The organism is Stenotrophomonas sp. 99219_Sma, assembly GCF_056480785.1.
On sequence record NZ_CM151117.1, the window covers coordinates 3,172,055 to 3,191,674 of the forward strand.

At 65.7% G+C, this 19,620-nt stretch carries 28 protein-coding genes and 1 tRNA gene; 9 read left to right on the forward strand and 20 right to left on the reverse strand.

Annotation, left to right across the window (positions count from 1 at the left end; translation table 11 throughout):
* Nucleotides 1–102: 102 nt before the first annotated feature.
* Entirely contained in the window at nucleotides 103–768 is a 666-nt protein-coding gene (locus ACZK13_RS14585; protein ID WP_019336875.1) for an HNH endonuclease, read from the forward strand.
* Nucleotides 769–873: 105 nt separating this feature from the next.
* Nucleotides 874–2,781 carry a 1-deoxy-D-xylulose-5-phosphate synthase gene (dxs, locus tag ACZK13_RS14590; protein WP_253144729.1) on the forward strand — a complete coding sequence of 636 codons (1,908 nt, stop codon included), beginning with the start codon at nucleotides 874–876 and terminating at the stop codon, nucleotides 2,779–2,781.
* Nucleotides 2,782–2,933: 152 nt separating this feature from the next.
* Here the strand turns inward: dxs and ACZK13_RS14595 are convergent, their stop codons facing one another.
* The 3 genes from ACZK13_RS14595 to ACZK13_RS14605 form a co-directional block, all read right to left on the reverse strand.
* On the reverse strand, nucleotides 2,934–3,137 hold the full coding sequence (locus tag ACZK13_RS14595) for a hypothetical protein (protein WP_005417823.1): 204 nt from the start codon (nucleotides 3,135–3,137) through the stop codon (nucleotides 2,934–2,936).
* Between the two features lie 167 nt (nucleotides 3,138–3,304).
* Complete coding sequence (locus ACZK13_RS14600) at nucleotides 3,305–3,868, reverse strand: DUF3011 domain-containing protein (protein WP_049401711.1); 564 nt, start codon at nucleotides 3,866–3,868, stop codon at nucleotides 3,305–3,307.
* A 132-nt stretch (nucleotides 3,869–4,000) separates the two neighbouring features.
* Complete coding sequence (locus ACZK13_RS14605) at nucleotides 4,001–4,207, reverse strand: hypothetical protein (protein WP_049423877.1); 207 nt, start codon at nucleotides 4,205–4,207, stop codon at nucleotides 4,001–4,003.
* Between the two features lie 404 nt (nucleotides 4,208–4,611).
* Here ACZK13_RS14605 and ACZK13_RS14610 point away from each other — a divergent pair, with 404 nt between their 5' ends.
* The 4 genes from ACZK13_RS14610 to ACZK13_RS14625 all read left to right on the forward strand — a co-directional run bounded on the left by ACZK13_RS14610 (nucleotide 4,612) and on the right by ACZK13_RS14625 (nucleotide 6,147).
* On the forward strand, nucleotides 4,612–4,896 hold the full coding sequence (locus ACZK13_RS14610) for a hypothetical protein (protein ID WP_253144734.1): 285 nt from the start codon (nucleotides 4,612–4,614) through the stop codon (nucleotides 4,894–4,896).
* Between the two features lie 12 nt (nucleotides 4,897–4,908).
* Nucleotides 4,909–5,142, forward strand: coding sequence for a DUF1653 domain-containing protein (locus ACZK13_RS14615; RefSeq protein WP_032128669.1), 234 nt, complete (start codon nucleotides 4,909–4,911; stop codon nucleotides 5,140–5,142).
* Between the two features lie 86 nt (nucleotides 5,143–5,228).
* The gene (locus ACZK13_RS14620; protein ID WP_049401207.1) at nucleotides 5,229–5,801 is read left to right on the forward strand and encodes a TetR/AcrR family transcriptional regulator; all 573 of its coding nucleotides are present in this window, start codon (nucleotides 5,229–5,231) and stop codon (nucleotides 5,799–5,801) included.
* 13 nt (nucleotides 5,802–5,814) lie between these two features.
* A complete protein-coding gene (locus tag ACZK13_RS14625; RefSeq protein WP_005410423.1) occupies nucleotides 5,815–6,147 on the forward strand; it encodes an SMR family transporter in 333 nt (110 codons plus the stop codon).
* A gap of 22 nt (nucleotides 6,148–6,169) precedes the next feature.
* On the opposite strand, the gene ACZK13_RS14630 is transcribed toward ACZK13_RS14625, so the two are convergent.
* The 5 genes from ACZK13_RS14630 to ACZK13_RS14650 form a co-directional block, all read right to left on the reverse strand.
* Nucleotides 6,170–6,343, reverse strand: coding sequence for a DUF1328 domain-containing protein (locus tag ACZK13_RS14630; protein ID WP_006380555.1), 174 nt, complete (start codon nucleotides 6,341–6,343; stop codon nucleotides 6,170–6,172).
* A 94-nt stretch (nucleotides 6,344–6,437) separates the two neighbouring features.
* Nucleotides 6,438–7,079, reverse strand: a complete 642-nt coding sequence (locus tag ACZK13_RS14635; RefSeq protein WP_032128667.1) for a LysE family translocator — start codon at nucleotides 7,077–7,079, stop codon at nucleotides 6,438–6,440.
* Nucleotides 7,080–7,177: 98 nt separating this feature from the next.
* On the reverse strand, nucleotides 7,178–7,786 hold the full coding sequence (locus ACZK13_RS14640; protein WP_032128666.1) for an ATP-dependent Clp protease proteolytic subunit: 609 nt from the start codon (nucleotides 7,784–7,786) through the stop codon (nucleotides 7,178–7,180).
* A 37-nt stretch (nucleotides 7,787–7,823) separates the two neighbouring features.
* Nucleotides 7,824–8,174, reverse strand: coding sequence for an SRPBCC family protein (locus tag ACZK13_RS14645; RefSeq protein ID WP_253144737.1), 351 nt, complete (start codon nucleotides 8,172–8,174; stop codon nucleotides 7,824–7,826).
* A complete protein-coding gene (locus ACZK13_RS14650) occupies nucleotides 8,174–8,485 on the reverse strand; it encodes an ArsR/SmtB family transcription factor (protein ID WP_042358872.1) in 312 nt (103 codons plus the stop codon). The genes ACZK13_RS14645 and ACZK13_RS14650 overlap by 1 nt, the downstream gene beginning before the upstream one ends.
* 86 nt (nucleotides 8,486–8,571) lie before the next feature.
* On the opposite strand from ACZK13_RS14650, the gene ACZK13_RS14655 reads away from it, so the two are divergent.
* Nucleotides 8,572–9,264 (forward strand): aspartate/glutamate racemase family protein, encoded by a 693-nt coding sequence (locus ACZK13_RS14655; protein ID WP_134951707.1) that lies wholly within the window; start codon nucleotides 8,572–8,574, stop codon nucleotides 9,262–9,264.
* A 24-nt stretch (nucleotides 9,265–9,288) separates the two neighbouring features.
* Here the strand turns inward: ACZK13_RS14655 and ACZK13_RS14660 are convergent, their stop codons facing one another.
* Nucleotides 9,289–9,684, reverse strand: a complete 396-nt coding sequence (locus ACZK13_RS14660) for a hypothetical protein (RefSeq protein WP_012511691.1) — start codon at nucleotides 9,682–9,684, stop codon at nucleotides 9,289–9,291.
* A gap of 240 nt (nucleotides 9,685–9,924) precedes the next feature.
* On the opposite strand from ACZK13_RS14660, the gene ACZK13_RS14665 reads away from it, so the two are divergent.
* Together ACZK13_RS14665 and ACZK13_RS14670 are read left to right on the forward strand one after the other, a co-directional pair.
* Nucleotides 9,925–10,434, forward strand: coding sequence for a DUF3011 domain-containing protein (locus ACZK13_RS14665; protein WP_125894326.1), 510 nt, complete (start codon nucleotides 9,925–9,927; stop codon nucleotides 10,432–10,434).
* A gap of 85 nt (nucleotides 10,435–10,519) precedes the next feature.
* Nucleotides 10,520–10,957: a GNAT family N-acetyltransferase gene (locus ACZK13_RS14670; protein ID WP_125894328.1), complete on the forward strand. Its 438-nt coding sequence runs from the start codon at nucleotides 10,520–10,522 to the stop codon at nucleotides 10,955–10,957.
* Here the strand turns inward: ACZK13_RS14670 and ACZK13_RS14675 are convergent.
* The 11 genes from ACZK13_RS14675 to thrS all read right to left on the reverse strand — a co-directional run bounded on the left by ACZK13_RS14675 (nucleotide 10,936) and on the right by thrS (nucleotide 19,423).
* The gene (locus ACZK13_RS14675; protein WP_197615939.1) at nucleotides 10,936–11,277 is read right to left on the reverse strand and encodes a low molecular weight protein tyrosine phosphatase family protein; all 342 of its coding nucleotides are present in this window, start codon (nucleotides 11,275–11,277) and stop codon (nucleotides 10,936–10,938) included. The two genes, ACZK13_RS14670 and ACZK13_RS14675, sit on opposite strands and share 22 nt — an antisense overlap.
* Nucleotides 11,274–11,474 (reverse strand): hypothetical protein, encoded by a 201-nt coding sequence (locus ACZK13_RS14680; protein WP_014037933.1) that lies wholly within the window; start codon nucleotides 11,472–11,474, stop codon nucleotides 11,274–11,276. The genes ACZK13_RS14675 and ACZK13_RS14680 overlap by 4 nt, the downstream gene beginning before the upstream one ends.
* A 117-nt stretch (nucleotides 11,475–11,591) precedes the next feature.
* Nucleotides 11,592–11,668, reverse strand: a tRNA-Pro gene (locus tag ACZK13_RS14685).
* A 68-nt stretch (nucleotides 11,669–11,736) separates the two neighbouring features.
* Nucleotides 11,737–12,093, reverse strand: a complete 357-nt coding sequence (locus ACZK13_RS14690; protein ID WP_005410431.1) for a MerR family transcriptional regulator — start codon at nucleotides 12,091–12,093, stop codon at nucleotides 11,737–11,739.
* Nucleotides 12,074–12,373, reverse strand: a complete 300-nt coding sequence (locus ACZK13_RS14695) for an integration host factor subunit alpha (RefSeq protein ID WP_005410432.1) — start codon at nucleotides 12,371–12,373, stop codon at nucleotides 12,074–12,076. Before ACZK13_RS14695 ends, ACZK13_RS14690 begins: the two co-directional genes overlap by 20 nt.
* A 27-nt stretch (nucleotides 12,374–12,400) precedes the next feature.
* Nucleotides 12,401–14,782 carry a phenylalanine--tRNA ligase subunit beta gene (gene pheT / locus ACZK13_RS14700; protein WP_478481861.1) on the reverse strand — a complete coding sequence of 794 codons (2,382 nt, stop codon included), beginning with the start codon at nucleotides 14,780–14,782 and terminating at the stop codon, nucleotides 12,401–12,403.
* Between the two features lie 121 nt (nucleotides 14,783–14,903).
* Nucleotides 14,904–15,899 carry a phenylalanine--tRNA ligase subunit alpha gene (locus ACZK13_RS14705; RefSeq protein ID WP_005417865.1) on the reverse strand — a complete coding sequence of 332 codons (996 nt, stop codon included), beginning with the start codon at nucleotides 15,897–15,899 and terminating at the stop codon, nucleotides 14,904–14,906.
* 193 nt (nucleotides 15,900–16,092) lie between these two features.
* Complete coding sequence (rplT, locus tag ACZK13_RS14710) at nucleotides 16,093–16,452, reverse strand: 50S ribosomal protein L20 (RefSeq protein ID WP_005410435.1); 360 nt, start codon at nucleotides 16,450–16,452, stop codon at nucleotides 16,093–16,095.
* A gap of 11 nt (nucleotides 16,453–16,463) precedes the next feature.
* The gene (gene rpmI / locus ACZK13_RS14715) at nucleotides 16,464–16,661 is read right to left on the reverse strand and encodes a 50S ribosomal protein L35 (RefSeq protein WP_005410436.1); all 198 of its coding nucleotides are present in this window, start codon (nucleotides 16,659–16,661) and stop codon (nucleotides 16,464–16,466) included.
* A gap of 269 nt (nucleotides 16,662–16,930) precedes the next feature.
* Nucleotides 16,931–17,473, reverse strand: coding sequence for a translation initiation factor IF-3 (gene infC / locus ACZK13_RS14720; RefSeq protein WP_005410437.1), 543 nt, complete (start codon nucleotides 17,471–17,473; stop codon nucleotides 16,931–16,933).
* 48 nt (nucleotides 17,474–17,521) lie between these two features.
* Nucleotides 17,522–19,423, reverse strand: coding sequence for a threonine--tRNA ligase (thrS, locus tag ACZK13_RS14725; RefSeq protein ID WP_049401217.1), 1,902 nt, complete (start codon nucleotides 19,421–19,423; stop codon nucleotides 17,522–17,524).
* Nucleotides 19,424–19,620 lie beyond the last annotated feature (197 nt).

The window sequence follows — 19,620 nt, forward strand, 5'->3', positions numbered from 1 at the left end:
GCGGGGGATAGGAGGAATGTGTGGACCTGAATGTTGACGATTTGCGTATCGCCGACAGGCGATACACAAATCGTCAACATTCAGGTATAAGCTGTTCTCCCGATGGAGACAGACACTACACGCTTGGGTCTGATCGAAGCCGGAGCTCCGTTTTCTGCTCCGGGCGCCGAAGCATCGCCCAACGCCACGACGCTGCATCGCCCCGGTTCGGTCCGGCTGCTCTCGCTTGATGCCCACGGACGCGTACTGGACTGGATCACCTGGCAGGATGCGGCGTGCCTCTACGCCCGCGAAGCCGTGGCCTGGACACTCGGCGATCCCTGCCTGCACATCCACGGCGGCACCAACCGCTTCAGCGGCCTGCAGAGCGGCATGGACCTGCACCCGATCATCGCCGCCCGCGGCCACGCCCGCTCCCGCGCGATCGACCCCACGCCGAACCTGACCAACCCGGCCCTGTTCGCCCGCGACGCGCACCTGTGCATGTACTGCGGCCAGCAGTTCAACCGCCCCACGCTCACCCGCGACCACGTCATGCCGCTGTCCAAGGGTGGCCTGGACTGCTGGGAAAACGTGGTCACCGCCTGCTTCCACTGCAACTCGCGCAAGAGCGACCGCACCCCCCAGCAGGCCGGAATGCCGTTGCTGGCGGTGCCTTACCGGCCCAGCTGGATCGAGCATCTGATCCTGTCCAACCGCAACATCCTGGCCGACCAGATGGCCTTCCTGAAGGCGCAATTGCCCAAGCGGTCAAAACTGAGCACCTGAATCGCTGAAAATGCAACCCTCACCGTCCTGTCACGGGCGGCGGCGTTTGCTTGCCCCACCCCCGTTTGAGGGCGAAAATGGGCGTTCAGAACAAGTGCGAACATGATGATCGACTCTGCCCGCTATCCCCGCCTCGCGCGCATCCAGACACCGGATGACCTGCGCACGTTCGACGAATCCGAATTGACGGCGGTCGCCGACGAACTGCGCGCCTACCTCATCGAGTCGGTGGGCAAGAGCGGCGGCCACTTCGCCGCCGGCCTGGGCGTGATCGAACTCACCGTGGCCCTGCACTACCTGTACCAGACCCCGCAGGACCAGCTGGTCTGGGACGTCGGTCACCAGACCTACCCGCACAAGATCCTGACCGGTCGCCGCGACGAGATCCACACCGTCAAGCAGAAGGACGGCGTCGCGCCGTTCCCGAAGCGCGAAGAGAGCGAGTACGACACCTTCGGCGTCGGCCACTCCTCGACCTCGATCTCGGCCGCACTCGGCATGGCCATCGCCCGCCAGTCCGAAGGCGACAACCGCCAGGTCGTTGCAGTGATCGGTGATGGCGCAATGACCGCCGGCATGGCGTTCGAAGCGCTGATGCACGCCGGTGGCATGGAGCCCGAGCCGAACCTGCTGGTGATCCTCAACGACAACAACATGTCGATCTCCGAGGCGGTCGGCGGCCTGACCAAGATGCTCGGCCGTGCCACCGGCAGCCGCACGCTCAATGCGCTGCGCGAAGGCGGCAAGAAGATCCTCGGCGACAAGAAGAACAATCCGGCGCGCTTCGTGAAGCGCTGGGAAGAACACTGGAAGGGCATGTTCGTGCCGTCCACGATGTTCGAGGAAATGGGCTTCCACTACACCGGCCCGATCGACGGCCACGACATGCCCGCCCTGCTGTCCACGCTGAAGACGCTGCGCGCCTCCAAGGGCCCGAAGCTGCTGCACGTGATGACCACCAAGGGCAAGGGCTACGAGCCGGCCGAAGGCGACCAGATCGGTTACCACGCCGTCGGCCCGTTCGATCCGGACAAGGGCCTGGTGGCCAAGGCCGGTGCCAAGAAGCCGACCTACACCGATGTGTTCAGCGACTGGCTGTGCGATGCCGCCGCTGCCGAGCCACGCCTGTACGGCATCACCCCGGCGATGCGCGAAGGCTCCGGCCTGGTGCGCTTCAGCAAGGAATACCCGCAGCGCTATTTCGACGTGGCAATTGCCGAACAGCACGCGGTCACTCTCGCCGCCGGCATGGCCACCCAGGGCGGCAAGCCGGTGGTGGCGATCTACTCGACCTTCCTGCAGCGTGCGTACGACCAGCTGGTGCATGACGTGGCCATCCAGGACCTGGACGTGCTGTTCGCGATCGACCGCGCCGGCGTGGTCGGCCCGGACGGCGCCACCCATGCCGGCAACCTCGACCTGAGTTTCCTGCGCTGCGTGCCGAACATGGTGGTGATGGCACCGTCCAACGAAGCCGAGTGCCGGCAGATGCTCAGCACTGGCCTGCAGCATCCGGGCCCGGCTGCCGTGCGCTATCCGCGCGGCACCGGCACCGGCGTCGCCGCCGGCACCGACCTGTCGACCCTGCCGATCGGCAAGGGTGAGCTGCGCCTGCAGGGCAGCCGCGTGGCACTGCTGGCCTTTGGCAGCACCGTGGCGGCCGCCGAACAGGTCGGGCGCGAGCTGGGCCTGAGCGTGGTCAACATGCGCTTCATCAAGCCGCTGGACCGCGAGCTGGTGCTGGCCGTGGCCGCCCAGCACGAGGGCCTGGTGACGATCGAAGACAACGTGGTGGCCGGTGGCGCCGGTTCCGGCGTCGGCGAGCTGCTCAACGCCGAAGGCGTACTGCGCCCGATCCTGCATCTGGGCCTGCCAGACAGTTACCAGCACCACGCAAGCCGTGAGGACCTGCTGGCCGAAGCCGGTATCGATGCGGCGGGCATCCGCGCGGCGGTACTCAAGCGCTGGCCGCAGCTGGCTGCAGGCACCCCGCCGCTCAGCGCGGCGGGCTGAGGCCGGTCACCACCAGTAGATCCACGCATGGCGTGGATCTACTGCGGAACAGGGGTCGATCCACGCCATGCGTGGAGACAGATGCAAAGTAGATCCACGCCGTGCGTGGATGGCGGGCTCCGGAACGATGATCTGGCCGGAAACCCCAACCCTCAGCCGTAGCTGACCGCTTCCACGAACGCACCGCTGGCCTCCACCCGCACCGCAGCGCGCTGCCCGGTGTCGACGAAGTGGAGGCGTGCAAGGGTTTCAGCGAAATCGTAGGCCCGGGCACCATCGCGGAACTCGATCGGTTCCGGCCGGTCCGGGTGCAGCACGCGCCATTGGCGTTGCTCGCATTGCAGGCGGATCAACATGCAGCTCACTCCTTGAGGCAGCGTATCGACGGTGGCGGGACGGGCGTGCCGGTTACGGCAGACTTCATCGCGACGGATCAGGGGCACGCAGGGGTGCCCTGATCACAGAAGATACGACGTTCAAAATGTGAGCTGTATCAGATTATTCTGATTTTCGATGGGCGAGCTCAATTCACCTGGAACTGCGCCCGGCAGCCGTCGCTGACCCAGATGCCACGACGGTTCCAGCCCCAGGTCTGGCCCTCGATGCAGGCGCTGCGTGAATCCTGACGCACCAGGCGCACACCACGACGGATGCGGGCATCACAGTACTCCTGGCGGTGGCCGTTGGAATGGCAGGTGATCACCTCACCCCCGCCCCAGCCATTGCCACCGTTGCCCCAGCCGTTGCCATGGCCACCACCCCAGCCACCGCCACGGCGGTACTCGCCAACGAACTCGGCACGGCAGCCCTGGGTGACCCACACACCGTAGCGCGATTGCCCCCAGGTCTCGCCTTCCACGCACGGCGAACCGGACAACTGGCGGATCATCCGGGCACGGCCTTCCAGGCGGCATTCATTGCTGCGGTTCTTGATCGATTCGCAGCGGACGATGCCGCCGCCATCACGACCGCCATAGCGATCGTCGTCATAACCGTAGCCATAGCTCTGCGCCTGCGCGCCGCCTGCGGCCGCCAGCATCGGCAGCAGCGTGCAGGCCAGGGTTCGCCAGGTGAGTGCCTTGCCCATCGGAATCTCCGGATGAATACGATGGCGCAAGCATCCGGGATTCGTGGCGCGGCGCACAGGGGGGCGCACCACGGCGGTTTTTTCCCCATTCAAACAACTCAACCGTGGCTGACTGCGCCACGGCCGGTGGCGTCACTCCCCGATATGGAGCGCATCCACGGTGCTGCCGAGCGCCTCGACCCGGACCGTGCTGCGCTGGCCGGTGCGACGATGGTGCTCGAGGGCCAGCGCAGCGGCCGCGTCGAAGGCATCGGCACCGCGGGCGTAACGGGTGGCGTCACCCGCCTTCGGATGCAACACGGACCAGTGCCGGGCAGTGCATTGGACAGTAAAGACCATGAGAAGCTCCTGCGGAAGGAAAGAGGCGGTGACAGGCGGCAGAGCCACGTGCCAGTACACCCTCAGGCTATCGATCGCGTCGGAGATGGCCCATCAGATTTGTACGAAAATGCCTCAGGATTCGGTCGGGCGCTTCCCAACCCTCACATCCCTGAGGCTGTTTAGTGAAGGCGTTCCGTGACCCTTGTCACGGAGTTGACGGAGCTTCACACTACCGTCACCAACAGGGGCCCCTTCCACATGCGCACCTTCTTCTCGCAGCAGCGCTGGACGCTGCTGAAGTTCTATTTCGTCGCCAGCTATCTGGTGCTGATTGAAGAGCTGATCCGCGCCGCCATGCACTGAGCGCTTGCTGGAGGGCTATTTGCGACAGACACTGTCGCTTTAGGCACGGAGCCCGCCCGATGAAAGCGCTTCTTCTGATTCCAGCCCTGCTGGTGCTGACCGCGTGCGCCAACCAGCACGACGCCGCCGCACGTGCCGATGCGGCGACCACCTCGTCTGCGATACCGAAGGTGGGCGGCGATCGCGATGCCCACGGATGCATTGGTTCGGCCGGCTACCAGTGGTGCGAGCGCAGCCAGCGTTGCGAACGCCCGTGGGAACTGGCACAGGCACAGGGCCTGGCCAATACCGCCGAGGCCATCGATGCCTACTGCGCGAAGCCGGCCAGCCCGGCACGCAAGTGAGGCGCGCACCCCATGGCTGAGCTGAGCCCGCTACCCACCCTGGCCCCGGGTCGCTACCGCCACTTCAAGGGCGGCGAGTACGACGTGCTCGATATCGTCCGCAGCAGCGAGACGCTGGAGCCACTGGTGCTGTATCGCGCGCTCTATGGCGAAGGCGGCCTGTGGGTGCGCCCGTATGCCATGTTCGTCGAACAGGTACCGGGCGAACACGGACCGCAGCCGCGTTTCGCCCGCATCGACGCATGACGGTTCCGCTGCCGGCCCTGGCCGGCAGCGCGGTGACACCACGGGCCTGCGTTACAATCGTACCGTCCAGTCGGTTTCTTCCCGCCATGTCCGCATCCCCCTCCCGTTCGCGCCGCAAGGCGCCCGACAGCGTGCGCCAGTCACTGCTGCAGGCCACCATTGAAGTGATCGGCCGTAATGGCCTGGCCGCGCTGACCGTGCAGGACGTCGCACAGGCCGCCGGTGTCAGCAAGGGTGCGCTGTTCCATCATTTCAGCAGCAAGCAGGCACTGGTGGATGAAGCCATCGGAGCGCTCATCGGCGAATTCGAAGCGCGGGTGCGTGCCCTGCTGCAGGAAAACCCCGAAGGGCATGGCCGTTTCAGCCGCGCCTATGTGCAGGCCAATTTCGAGCATCTGCTGCAGCAGGAACAGGACAACGACATCGGCCTGACCCTGGGCAACCTGATGGAACCAGCCCTGCTCGCGCATTGGCGCACCTGGAAGCGTGCGATGCTGGCCGAGTTCGCCGGCGAAGCCAACGATCCCCGACTGTATGCGGCGCGCTGCGCTGCCGATGGCTACTGGGCCACGGCCTATGGGCGTCCGCTGGACGAGGAAGAACGCGCCAACGCATTGGCGATGGCCGAACAGGCCCTGAAACTATGCGACCCGCAGTGAGCAGGAGCGCTCAATGAATCCCTATCTCTACCTTGCCGCTGCCATCGTGCTGGAAGTAATTGCCACGTCGCTGCTGAAGGCATCCGACGGCATGAGCCGGCTGGCGCCGACACTGGGCGCGCTGGTCGGCTATGGACTGTGCTTCTACCTGCTGTCGATGACCATGAAGTCGATCCCGACCGGCATCGCCTACGCGATCTGGTCCGGCGTCGGCATCGTGCTGATCTCGCTGATCGGGCTGGTGGTGTTCAAGCAGCGCCTGGATGCACCGGCGTTGATCGGCATCGGCCTGATCTGTGCTGGCGTACTGGTGATCAATCTGTTCTCGCGCAGCAGCGCACACTGAGTACGCTGCTGCGCGATCAACGCTAGCTGACCTTCTTCGCTACGGTCATGCCGAGCAGGAACAGCACCACGGCGATGATGATGCCGGCCCAGAACAGGAACTTGGCGATGCCGACCGCGGCGCCGGCAATGCCGCCGAAGCCGAGCACGCCCGCAATGACGCCGATGATGGCGAAGATGATGGCCCACTTGATCATGTCAAACCTTTCCCCGTGGGGACTGCGTACTGGATGATCAGGCTAGGCCGTAGCCGATGCGGCAGTCGTGAACAGGCCGCGTGCGCGGCGTGAATCAGCGCGGGCGGAAACGCAGCAGGGCCACTGCAAAGGCCAGGAAAACGCTGCCCACCAGCCGCTCGAACCAGCGCCGCGCGAAGGGTTTGGCCAACCATCGGCGCAGGCCATGGCCACCGGCGGCATACATCACGTACCAGAACAGTTCGCAGCCGGCGAAGGTGGCAACCAGCACGCTGTACTGCAGCGCCTGGCCACGCGACGGGTCGACGAACTGCGGCAGGAACGCCGCAGCGAACAGCAGCAGCTTGGGATTGCTCAGGCCCACCAGAAGGCCACCACGGAACACCTTCCACGCGCCCAGCGATGCCGCAACCGGCAGCGCGGCATCGACCGTCACCGGTGGTGCCGGCCGGCAACTGTCACGCCATGCCTTCAGGCCCAGCCAGGCCAGATAGGCCACGCCCAGATAGCGCAGCACCTCAAACAGCATCGGCGAGGAATGCAGCAGCGCACTCAGGCCTGCTGCGGAGGCCGCCAGCACCAGCAGCATCGCCAGCAGGCAGCCAGCCATCGCCGGCACGCTACCGCGAAAGCCGAGCCCGACGCTGCGACCGAGGATATGCAGCATGTTCGGCCCCGGCGTACCACACAGAACGAACACCGTGGCGAGGAACCACCACCAGGTATGCAGCGCCATATCGGACATCCACTTCAGAAGATCCCACCAGCATAGAGTGCGCCGGCCTGGCGCGGCACACACAGCGCAGCATGGATGCGGTGGTTACAGAGGCAGGCTCAGGCCGCGAGCGCGTCGCGCCGTACCAGTACCTGGTCGATCAAGCCCCATTCGCATGCCTGCTCGGCACTCATGAAACGATCGCGGTCCAGGGTCTGCTCGACCTCCTCGACACTGCGTCCGCAATGCTGCGCATACAGCCGGGTGATGCGCTGCTTGGTGCGCTGCATTTCCTCGGCGTGGATGAAGATGTCCGACGCTTGGCCCTGCACCCCGCCCAGCGGCTGATGCACATGCAGGCTGGCATTGGCCAACGCCGCACGGTGACCGGGCTCGCCGGCCATCAGCAGGAACGAACCCATCGACCGCGCGGTGCCCATGCACAGCGTATGCACCGGGGCCGAGATGTATTGCATGGTGTCGTACATCGCCAGGCCGCTGGAGATCACCCCACCCGGCGAGTTGATGTACAGATGGATCGGCTTCTCCGGGTTTTCCGATTCCAGGAACAGCAGCTGCGCGCAGACCAGCGCCGACACAGTGTCATCGACTTCGCCGTTGAGAAAGATGATGCGCTCGCGCAGGAGCCGCGAGTAGATGTCATGGGAGCGCTCACCGCGCTCGCTGCGTTCCACCACCATCGGTATCAGCTGCATTCTGTCCCGCATGTGCCTGCTCCCTGTAGCGTTCGATCCAGGCGCCGGCTCAGGCCGCGCGCATCATGGTGCGATGATCGTCGTTGGCGGCCAACGGCAGCAGCGCGCGCAGGTCAGTGAGCCGATGCACGATGGTCAGCACCGTCCCCCCACCGTCATCCGCGCGCAGCCGGAAACACACCAGGCTGTGCAGATGCGGGGGCTGCGCATCGCGCAGGCGGAACCCCAGCTCCCGCCCCTCCTCGCACAGGCAAGGCTGCGGATCGGCAAGATCGGCCGCAGGCAACCAGCGCTCACGCAGCGCCGGATCGAACAGTGCGCGCCAGACCCGTTCCGGTGGCGCTGGCAGCCACTGCTCCATCACCAACGCGGGAGCCGCTTCGTTCAGAACATCGTCCATCAGTCCATCTCCTTCAGCAGATCCTGCAAGGCATCCATCCGCGCGGGCCAGTAGGCCCGGTAGCGCTGCAGCCAGTTGCCGATGTGCGCCAGCCCGCGCGGATCGACCTCGTAGTGGACGAAACGGCCTTGGCGCTGTTCGCTCACCAGCCCGGCATCGCGCAGCACCGCCAGGTGCTGGGACATCGCAGACTGGCTGATCGCCATGCCCTCGCGCAGCGCGCTGGCATGCTGCCCGCCCTCGGCCAGCTTTTCGAAGATGTGGCGGCGGGTGGGGTCGGCCAGCGCTTTGAAGAGGGCGTTCTCGATCATGACCAACACATTAGCAACCACTAATGTGCAGTGCAACTCCCGCATCGGCTGTGCTGCAATGACGGCTCCCCGGCATGGAGCTGTGCATGAAGACCCTTGGCCTGATCGGCGGCATGAGCTGGGAAAGCTCGGCGCAGTATTACCGGCTCATCAACGAGGACGTGCGGCAGCGCCTCGGTGGCGCACATTCGGCGCAGCTGCTGCTGTGGTCGGTGGATTTCGCCGGCATCAAGCAGCTGCAGCATGACGGCGACTGGAATACGCTGGGCGACCATATGGCCGACGCTGCACGGCGCCTGCAGGCCGGTGGCGCCGATCTGCTGTTGATCTGCACCAACACCATGCACAAGCTGGCCGACCGCATCGAGGCGGTCTGTCCACTGCCGCTGCTGCATATCGCCGACCCCACCGCCCAGGCCATCGTGCAGGCAGGCGCACGCAAGGTGGGCCTGCTCGGTACCGCCTTCACCATGGAACAGGACTTCTACCGCGGCCGGCTGCAGGATCGCTTCGGATTGGAGGTGCTGGTTCCCGAAGCCGATGATCGTCGCAGCGTGCACGACATCATCTACCAGGAACTGATCGCCGGTGTGGTCAGCGAGCACTCACGACAGGTCTACGCCGGCGTGATCGCGAGACTGGTGGCGCGCGGTGCCGAAGCCATCATCCTGGGCTGTACCGAGATCATGCTGCTGGTACGACCGGAAGACAGCGCAGTGCCGCTGTTCGATACCACTGCACTGCACGCACGGGCTGCGGTGGACGCGGCGCTGGCGTGAATCGATGCGCGCCGGAGCGCGGAATCAGTCCGCGCCCTGCACTTCCAGCGCGGTGATGAGCCACTCGACCACCGCCTGTGAATCGCACAGGAAGAAGATGGCATCGCCGGAGCGCGCCTCGGTAAGCAGGCGATAGACCGTGATCGCCACCGCCGACTGGTTGGCGATGAACACTTCCGGGCTGCGCGGCCCCTCGCTGTGGCCGGCAACCGCGTGCAGCGCCTTGCGTGCGGCCACGGTGGCAGCCGGGTCCGCGCTGCGGGTCAGTTCCGGCCCGCGCAGGCCCCAGGCAATGAACACATGCTTGCCCTTGAACGTGGTGTCCAGGACCCGCACCTCGGCGCCACCTGCGTCGGCCGAGCGATGAATGACGGTACTGCTGATCAACGCAACCCCCTGTGGTCGTCGTGGTCCGCGCATCCTCCTCCACGCGCCGGCCGCATGCCAGTGACAACAGCCACAGGCTGTGCCGACCGGCGTGGGAGACATGTAAGAGGGTGTAAACCGATGCGATCGGATGTGCAGCGATGATACGGGATGTAAGCCTCTGCATGGGCCCGCGCGTACTACTAAACCGCCACTGAGCCATCTTCGGAACGAAGCGTTCCGGCAGCCCCGGACTGGGCCATTCTTGCCGCCCCATCCCCACCGAGCCTGCACATGTCCCATCGCCTGCTGCTGACGATCACCGGCACCTCCCTTGCCCTGCTGCTGGCCGCCACCACCGTGGCCGCACAGGACTACGACACCGATCACATTCCGGCGCTGCGCTGCGAATCGCAGTTCAACAAGACCGCGCAATGCCCGATCGAAGGCCCGATGCGCCTGGCCAGGCAGCTGTCGGTGACCCGGTGCGTGGAGAACCAGAACTGGGGCCAGAGCCGCCGCACGTTGTGGGTGACCGACGGCTGCCGCGCCGAGTTCGTCGCCGACGGCTATGGGCGCGGACGCTGGCCGGGCCGCGGCAGGGACCGTGACGATGATGGCGAGCGCCTGGTCTGCGAGTCCTACGAAAAGAAGGACAAGGAATGCCGTATCCGTGTGCGCCACGAGGTGCGCCTGGTCAAGCAGAAGTCGGTGACGGCCTGCATCGAGGACCAGAACTGGGGCTGGGACCGACGCGGCGTGTGGGTCAGCGACGGCTGCCGGGCCGAGTTCCGCGTGTATTGACTGCCGAGCACGCGCTGGCTGCGGCGGGTGCGGCTGCGCCTGCGGCAGAGCCGATAGACTGGGCCCTCCTGTCAGGAGCCCGACCATGCCCGCTGCGACTGCGCTGCGCCTCCGCGACGCGACGCCCGCCGATGCCTCCGCGCTGATCGCACTCGACAGCGTGGCGGCAAGCGACCCTCGACGGGCGGAGCAGATTGGCGAGTGGTTGGCGCGGGGCAACGTGCATGTTGCCGAGCAGGAGCGCGGGATCGTCGGCTACATGACCCTCCATGAGCACTTCTTCGGCGAAGCCTTCATCGAAATGCTGATGGTCACGCGCGAGCGGCGCAGCCAGGGCGTCGGCGCCGCACTGCTGCGGCACGCGATCGCACAGCGTGGACAGCGCAAGCTGTTCACCTCGACCAATGCCTCCAACATCGCCATGCAGCGCCTGCTCGTTGCATCGGGCTTCATCGACAGCGGCATCGTGCATGGACTGGATGACGGCGACCCGGAGCTGATCTACCGCTTTGCCGGCAGCTGATCGAGATACGCGGTCACCTTGGTGTCCAGCAGATCCATCAGCACGGGATCCATGCAGCGATAGTCGTCGGGAACATCGAGGCAATGCAGGTGCTTGTGTTCCAGCAGGCGCGCGTATGCGGCCTGCAGTCGATGCTGATGCTTGGCCTCCATCACGAAGATGACATCGGCCCAGCGGATGTCCGCCGGGTCGATGGGGTGTCGTGCATGCGGGCTGGTGCCGGCCGACCGCGCAGTGAAGCCGGGCCGCCGTCGCCACATGGCTTCGGCGGTTGGGCTGCGCAGCTGGTTGCGGCTGCAGACGAACAGCAGGTTGATCATTCCTGTTCCTGCAGTTGGCGGGCGCTGAGCACTGGATAGGTGAAGCCCAGCTGGCGTGCGCGCGCAAGCTTGGCATCGCGCGTGTACAGCAGCTTCCAGTTCTTCTCGGGCTTGTAGCTGTAGGCGGTCGTGGCGCGGTCGCCACCACGGTTGCGCGCCTGGCTGCGACGCCAGGCACGGTTTCTTGCAGATTCCATGATGTGTTCTCGTGAGTACCGGGTTCAGCAGCCGCGGTAGTACGAGTGGCGCGCAGCATACACCGCGCGCACAAAAAAGCCCACGCATTGCTGCGCAGGCCTCTTGATTCATCACAGTGGTCGGGACGGCCGGATTCGAACCGACGACCCTCTGCCCCCCAGGCAGATGCGCTACCAGGCTGCGCTACGCCCCGACTGATGCTGCGATGTGCCCGCCAGTGCGGCGGGCCGTGAAGTATAGCGGATTACGATGGAAATGGGATCAGCGGCGCAACAACTGCAGCACTTCTTCCAGCTCCATGCGCACCTGCTTGATGATCTGGTTGCTCAGCGCCGATTCCTCGCGGGCATCGGGACCGTCCAGACGCAGGCGTGCACCACCGATGGTGTAGCCCTGTTCGTACAGCAGGCTGCGGATCTGCCGCACCATCAGCACGTCGTGGCGCTGGTAGTAGCGGCGGTTGCCTCGGCGCTTGGCCGGCTCAAGGCTGGGAAACTCGGTTTCCCAGTAGCGCAGGACGTGCGGCTTGACGTCGCACAGCTCGCTGACTTCACCGATGGTGAAGTAGCGCTTGGCCGGGATCGGCGGTAGTTCGCGGTTACTGCCCGGATCCAGCATAAGCTTCCACCCTCTCCTTGAGCTTCTGGCCCGGACGGAAGGTGACCACCGTGCGGGCGGAAATCGGAATTTCCTCGCCGGTCTTGGGGTTGCGACCCGGGCGCTGGTTCTTGCGCCGCAGATCGAAATTACCGAAGCCCGACAGCTTCACCTGACGTCCCTGTTCCAATGCTTCACGCAGCACATCGAAAAACGCGTCGACGAATTCCTTGGCTTCCCGCTTGTTCAGACCGACTTCGTCGAACAGCTTTTCCGCCATCTCCGCCTTGGTCAATGCCATTGCCTGCTACCCCCGAGTGCTGCCCGCTCAGCCGCGGATCCGGGCGTGATGTTCACGCTCGATGGCAGTGACCGCCTCGGCCACCACCGCATCCACGTCGCGGTCCGTCAGAGTGCGCGACTTGTCCTGCAAAATCAAGCCCATAGCGAGACTCTTGAATCCCGGCTCGACGCCCTGGCCGACGTAGCGGTCGAACAGGTTCAGGTCGCGCAGCAGCGGGCCAGCAGCCTGGCGGACGGTGGCCGCGAGATCGGCCCAGGCCACCTGTTCAGGCACCAGGAATGCCAGGTCGCGACGCACTGCCGGGAAGCGCGACAGTTCGCCGGCACGCGGCAGGCGGCGGGCGGTCAGCGGCTCCAGGTCCAGTTCGAAGGCATAGACGTCGGCTTCGATGTCCATTGCCTTGGCCAGACGCGGGTGGATCTGCCCGATCCAGCCGATCGCCACGCCATCGCGGAACACCTCGGCCGAACGGGCCGGGTGGCCGTAGGGGCGGGCCGACGGGCGGAACTCCAGTACCGCACCACTGGCAGCCGCCAGCGATTCCAGATCGCCCTTCAGGTCATGGAAATCGACCTTGCGGGCCGGCAGGCCCCACTGCAGTGCCTGTGCATCACCACAGACCGCAGCGGCCACGCGCGGGGTTTCCAGCGGCGCCGGCCGGCCGTCGCCGGCCTGCTGGGCGAACACGCGGCCCAGTTCGAACAGGCGCACGCGGCCGATCTGGCGGGCGGCGTTGCGGCCCAACGTGGCGACCAGGCCTGGCAGCAGCGACGGGCGCATCACCGCCAGTTCGGCCGACAGCGGGTTGGCCAGCGGCACCAGGTTGTCGCGCAGCTGCCACTGGCTCAGCAGCGCATCGTCGACGAAGGCGAAGTTGACGGTTTCCTGCTGATCACGGGCGACCAGCTGGCGACGCACGCTCAGCGCGTCCAGCTGGGTCTCGCTCGGCATCGCCACGCGCGAGGCGCCGCCCGGCAGCGTGGTCGGGATCTGCTCGTAACCGTGGATGCGGGCCAGCTCTTCGATCAGGTCTTCTTCGATGCCGATGTCGAAGCGGCGGCTCGGCGCCGTGACCTGCCAGCCGTCGGCGGTGGCAACCACGTCCATGCCCAGCGCGCGCAGGATGCGCTCGACTTCCGCATCTTCGATGGTGATGCCGAGCACGCGGGTGATGCGGGCGCGGCGCAGCACGATGGTTGCCGGCTGCGGCAGATCGGCCTCACGCACGGCCTCGGTGACCGGCGCCGGGGTACCGCCGGCCAGGTCCAGCACCAGGCGGGTGGCGTACTCGATGGCGGTACGCGGCAGTGCCGGGTCGACACCGCGCTCGAAGCGGTGGCCGGCATCGGTGTGCAGGCCCAGCTTGCGGCCACGGCCCATGATCGCGGCCGGCGCGAAATGCGCGGCCTCCAGGAACACGGCAGTGGTGGCGTCGGTGACACGGGTGTCGAAGCCGCCCATCAGGCCGGCCAGGCCGACCGCACGATCAGCGTCGGTGACCACCAGGAAGCTGTCGTCCAGCGCGGCATCGCGGCCATCCAACAGCTTCAGGCTCTCGCCGGCACGCGAACGACGCACGGCGATGCTGCCCTGCAGGGTGTCGAGGTCGTAGGCATGCATCGGCTGGCCGAGCTCGAGCATCACGTACTGGGTGATGTCGACCAGCAGCGAGACCGGGCGCACGCCACTGCGGCGCAGGCGCTCGGCCATCCACAGCGGGGTCCTGGCGGCGGCGTTGACACCTTCGATCACGCGGCCCAGGTAACGCGGTGCTTCGGCGCCGGCGTCGAGCTGGATGGCCAGCTCACGGCTGCCGATGGCGGGAATCGTCTCGGCGGTGAAATCCAGCACGTCGCTGCGGGTGGCGGCGGCGACGTCGTAGGCGATGCCGCGCAGGCTGAAGCAGTCGGCGCGGTTCGGGGTCAGCTTGATCTCGATGCTGGCGTCCGGCAGGCCCAGGTACTCGACCAGAGCCTGGCCGACCGGTGCGTCATCCGGCAGCTCCAGCAGGCCGGAGGCATCGTTGTCCAGGCCCAGCTCCCTGGCCGAGCACAGCATGCCGTTGGACTCGACACCGCGCAGCTTGGCCGGCTTGATCTTCAGCTCGCCAATCTGCGCGCCGACCATCGCCAGCGGCGCAACCAGGCCCGGACGTGCGTTCGGTGCGCCGCAGACGATCTGCAGCAGCTCGCCCTGCCCGGCATCAACCTTGCACACCTGCAGGCGGTCGGCTTCCGGATGGCGTACGGCGTCGATGATGCGTGCCACGACCACGTGCTCGAGGCCCTCGCCCAGCGCGGTCACTTCTTCCACTTCCAGGCCGATGGCGGTCAGCACCGCACTCAGTTCATCGCGCGAAGCGCGGGTCGGGACGTGGCTGCGCAGCCAGTTTTCGGAGAATTTCATGGTGTCACCCTGGTGGGAGGCGTGCCTCCCGTTGCGGTTTTTGTGGTCGCCCAGCGCATGCGCAAGGAGGCGTCCATCCAGAAAAGCAGCCGAGCATGGCTCGGCGCTACACGGTTGCGACTTACGCGAACTGCTTGAGGAAGCGCACGTCGTTCTCGAAGAACGCGCGCAGATCGTTGACGCCGTAACGCAGCATCGCGAAGCGCTCCACGCCCATGCCGAAGGCAAAGCCGGTGTAGCGCTCCGGATCGATGCCGACGTTTCGCAGCACGTTCGGATGGACCATGCCGCAGCCGAGCACTTCCAGCCAGCGGGTGCTGCCATCGGGCTGCTGCCAGGCGATGTCCACTTCCGCGCCCGGTTCAACGAACGGGAAGTAGCTGGGGCGGAAGCGCATCTCGAAGTCGCGCTCGAAGAAGGCGCGCACGAACTCGGCCAGCGTGCCCTTCAGGTCGGCGAAGGTCGAATGCTCGTCCACCAGCAGGCCTTCCACCTGGTGGAACATCGGCGAATGGGTCTGGTCGCTGTCGCTGCGGTACACCTTGCCGGCGGCGATCATGCGCAGCGGCGGCGCGTGGTCGCCCATGTAGCGCACCTGCACACCGGAGGTATGCGTGCGCAGCAGGCGGCCGTCACCGAAGTAGAAGGTGTCGTGCATGGCGCGCGCCGGGTGGTGCGGCGGGAAGTTCAGCGCCTCGAAGTTGTGCCAGTCATCCTCGATCTCCGGCCCTTCCGACAGCTCGTAGCCCAGCCTGCCGAAGATGCCGGTGATGCGCTCCAGGGTGCGGGTGATCGGATGCAGGCCGGCGCGGTCGCCATTGCGGCCCGGCAGGGTGATGTCGATGGCTTCGGCGGCCAGGCGCGCATCCAGTGCCGCGTCTTCCAGCAGCGCCTTGCGCTCGCCCAGCGCGCGGGTCAGCGCGTCGCGGGCCTGGTTGATCGCTTCACCGGCGGCCTTGCGCTCGTCGGCCGGCAGGGCGCCGAGCTGCTTGAGCTGCGAGGTGATGCTGCCACTCTTGCCAAGCAGGGCCACGCGCAGCTGTTCCAGCACGTCGGGGCTCTGTGCGGCGGCCACATCGGCCAGCGCCTGGGTGGTGAGGGATTGGATGTCGCTCATGGGGGGCCGGAACTCCAGTCGATCTGCCATCGCGATGCGCGAAGGGCCGACCCCTGTCGCCACCGCCGTCCCCGCGCTGCCGTCATGGCCTCACCGGGACCCAAAAAAGAATGGGGAAGGACTTGCGCCCTTCCCCATGCATTGCCTTGACCTGACACCGTTCCGAGTGAACGGTTACGGCATCGGGAAGGACTTATGCCGCCAGCGCGCCCTTGGCCTTTTCGGCCAGCGCGGCAAAGCCGGCTGCGTCGTGCACGGCGATGTCAGCCAGGACCTTGCGATCCAGGGTGATGCCGGCCTTCAGCAGACCGTTCATGAAGCGGCTGTAGCTCAGGCCGTTGATGCGGGCAGCCGCATTGATACGGGTGATCCACAGCGAACGGAAGTTGCGCTTCTTCTGCTTACGGCCGATGTAGGCGTACTGCTGTGCCTTGATGACCGCCTGCTTGGCGACGCGGAAGACCTTGCGACGGGCGTTGTAATAGCCCTTGGCGAGATCCAGAATCTTCTTGTGGCGGCGACGCGCCTGTACGCCACGCTTAACTCGTGCCATTTTTCAGTTCCTCAGAGGTAAGGGAGCATGCGGTCCAGACGGCCTGCGTCTTCTGCACGGACATGGCCCGTCTGACGCAGATTACGCTTACGCTTGGTCGCTTTCTTCGTGAGGATGTGGCTACGGTTGGCGTGGCCGCACTTGTACTTGCCCGAGGCGGTCTTGCGGAAACGCTTGGCCGCTGCCCGGTTGGTCTTGATCTTGGGCATTGCAATGTCCTTGATGGGATATGACCCTGGTTTCTGACTGATCTGGCGGCGGCCTGGGCCGCTCTTTCCGTCCTGCCATGATCGGCGTACGACCCGTCCTGGGTGGGTCGAGCCGGGCATGATACAGGCAAAACCGCCCTGCCACCAGCCCCTGCAACCCTTTCGCCGGCAATTCACCGGCTTCCTGCCAGCAAAGCAAAGGGACGCCCATGGCGTCCCTCTACCCTGAACCATTCAGCCAGGCGCCCCGGAAGGCGGCCCGTCAGGCCTCAGGTCTTCTTCTTCGGCGCGATCATCATGACCATCTGACGCCCTTCCAGGCGCGGACGGGATTCAATGACGATGTCCTCGCCCAGATCGGTCTCGATCCGGTTGGCCATTTCGCGGCCCAGTTCCTGGTGGCTCATTTCACGGCCACGGAAACGGATGTTGACCTTGATCTTGTCACCATCCTCGAGGAACCCGCGCATCTTGCGCAGCTTGATCTGGTAGTCGCCCTCGTCCGTGACCGGACGGAACTTCACTTCCTTGATCTCGACCTGCTTGGTCTTCTTCTTGGCCTCGCTGGCCTTCTTCTGCGCTTCGAACTTGAACTTGCCGAAGTCCATGATCTTGCAGACCGGCGGATCGGCCTGCGGCTGGATTTCGACCAGGTCCAGGCCTTCATCTTCGGCCATGGACAGCGCTTCGTCGCGCGACAACACGCCGATCATTTCTCCGTCACTGCCGATCACGCGGACGCGCGGCACACGAATTTCCTGATTCTTGCGGTTCTGTTTGTTGTCAGGGGTGCTGATATTACGTTCTCCCAAGGGTATCGAACCGGTCCGGGTGCCTGTGCCCCCGGACCGGACCTTTGCTTACGCGCCCTCGGCCTGGAGCCGCTCGATGAAGGCCTGCAGGCTCATGCTGCCCAGGTCTTCGCCAGAACGCGTACGCACCGCCACAGCCCCATTTTCCTTCTCGCGGTCACCAATGACCAGCAGGTAGGGCACGCGCTGCAACGTATGCTCGCGGATTTTATAGCCGATCTTCTCGTTACGCAAATCCGAGCTGACGCGGAAGCCTTGCTCCGCAAGGGTTTTGGTCACGCCCGAGACGTACTCGGCCTGAGCGTCGGTGATGTTGGCCACCACCACCTGGGTCGGCGCCAGCCAGGTCGGGAACTGGCCGGCATGGTGCTCGATCAGGATGCCCAGGAAGCGCTCCATCGAGCCCACGATGGCGCGATGCAGCATGACCGGGTGCTTCTTCTGGCTGTTCTCGTCCACGTACTCGGCGCCCAGACGGCCCGGCATCATGAAGTCGACCTGCATCGTGCCCAGCTGCCAGGTACGGCCGATCGCGTCCTTCAGGTGGTACTCGATCTTCGGGCCGTAGAAGGCGCCCTCGCCCGGCAGCTCCTGCCACTCCACCCCATTGCTGGACAGTGCCGAGCGCAGCGCGCCCTCGGCCTTGTCCCAGGTGGCGTCATCGCCCAGGCGCGATTCCGGACGCAGCGCGATCTTGACCTGGATCTCATCGAAGCCGAAGTGCTGGTAGACCGCCAGCGCCTGCTGGTGGAACGCGGTCACTTCCGCCTCGACCTGGTTTTCGGTGCAGAACACGTGGCCGTCGTCCTGGGTGAAACCACGCACGCGCAGGATGCCGTGCAGCGCGCCGGACGGCTCGTTGCGATGGCAGGCACCGAACTCACCATAGCGGATCGGCAGGTCGCGGTAGCTGTGCAGGCCCTGGTTGAACACCTGCACGTGGCCCGGGCAGTTCATCGGCTTGAGCGCGTAGGTGCGCTTCTCCGATTCGGTGAAGAACATCGCGTCCTGGTAGTTGTCCCAGTGGCCGGATTTCTGCCACAGGCTCACGTCCAGGATCTGCGGGCAGCGCACTTCGCCGTAGCCGGTCTTGCGGTACACCTTGCGCATGTACTGCTCGACCACCTGCCACAGCGCCCAGCCCTTCGGGTGCCAGAACACCAGGCCCGGCGCTTCTTCCTGCAGGTGGAACAGGTCCTGCTGCTTGCCGATGCGGCGGTGGTCGCGCATCTCGGCTTCTTCGATGCGCTTGATGTACGCCTCGAGCTGCTTCTTGTCGGCCCAGGCGGTGCCGTAGATGCGCTGCAGCTGCTCGTTCTGCGCGTCACCGCGCCAGTAGGCGCCGGAGATGCGGGTCAGCTTGAAAGCCTTCAGGAAGCGCGTGTTCGGCACGTGCGGGCCGCGGCACATGTCCACGTATTCCTGGTGGTAATACATGCCCATCGCCTGGATGTCGTCGGACATGTCCTCGATCAGGCGCAGCTTGTAGTCCTCGCCACGGGCCTTGAAGATCTCGATCACTTCGGCGCGCGGCGTCACCTTCTTGATGACGTCGTAGTCCTGGGCGATCAGTTCACCCATGCGCTTCTCGATCGCGGCCATGTCGTCCGGGGTGAACGGGCGCTCGGAGTAGATGTCGTAGTAGAAGCCCTCGGCGATCACCGGGCCGATCACCATCTTCACGTCCGGGTACAGCTGCTTGACGGCGTGGCCGACCAGGTGGGCGCAGGAGTGGCGGATGATCTCAACGCCCTCCTCGTCCTTGGCGGTGATGATGCGCAGGCTGGCATCGTGGTCGATGACGTCGCTGGCATCGACCAGCACGCCATCCACGGCACCGGCGATGGTGGCCTTGGCCAGGCCGGCGCCGATCGACTGGGCGACCTCCATGACGCTGACGGGATTTTCGAATTCGCGGCGGCTGCCGTCGGGAAGAGTAATGTTGATCATCGCAGTGGCTTCGTGCGGGGCCCGCTGGGCGGGCTGGAAAGCGTTCCCGGGGCGGCGCCCGGGCAATAAAAAAGCGCCGCGAGGGCGCCTGGAACACAGGGCCTTCGGGGGCAGGTCAACAGTGGGCGGTGGTAGTGCTCATGTCGCACGCTCGGCCGGCGCTGGGCGCGGGCCACCTTGTTCCAGTCAGGGTTCTA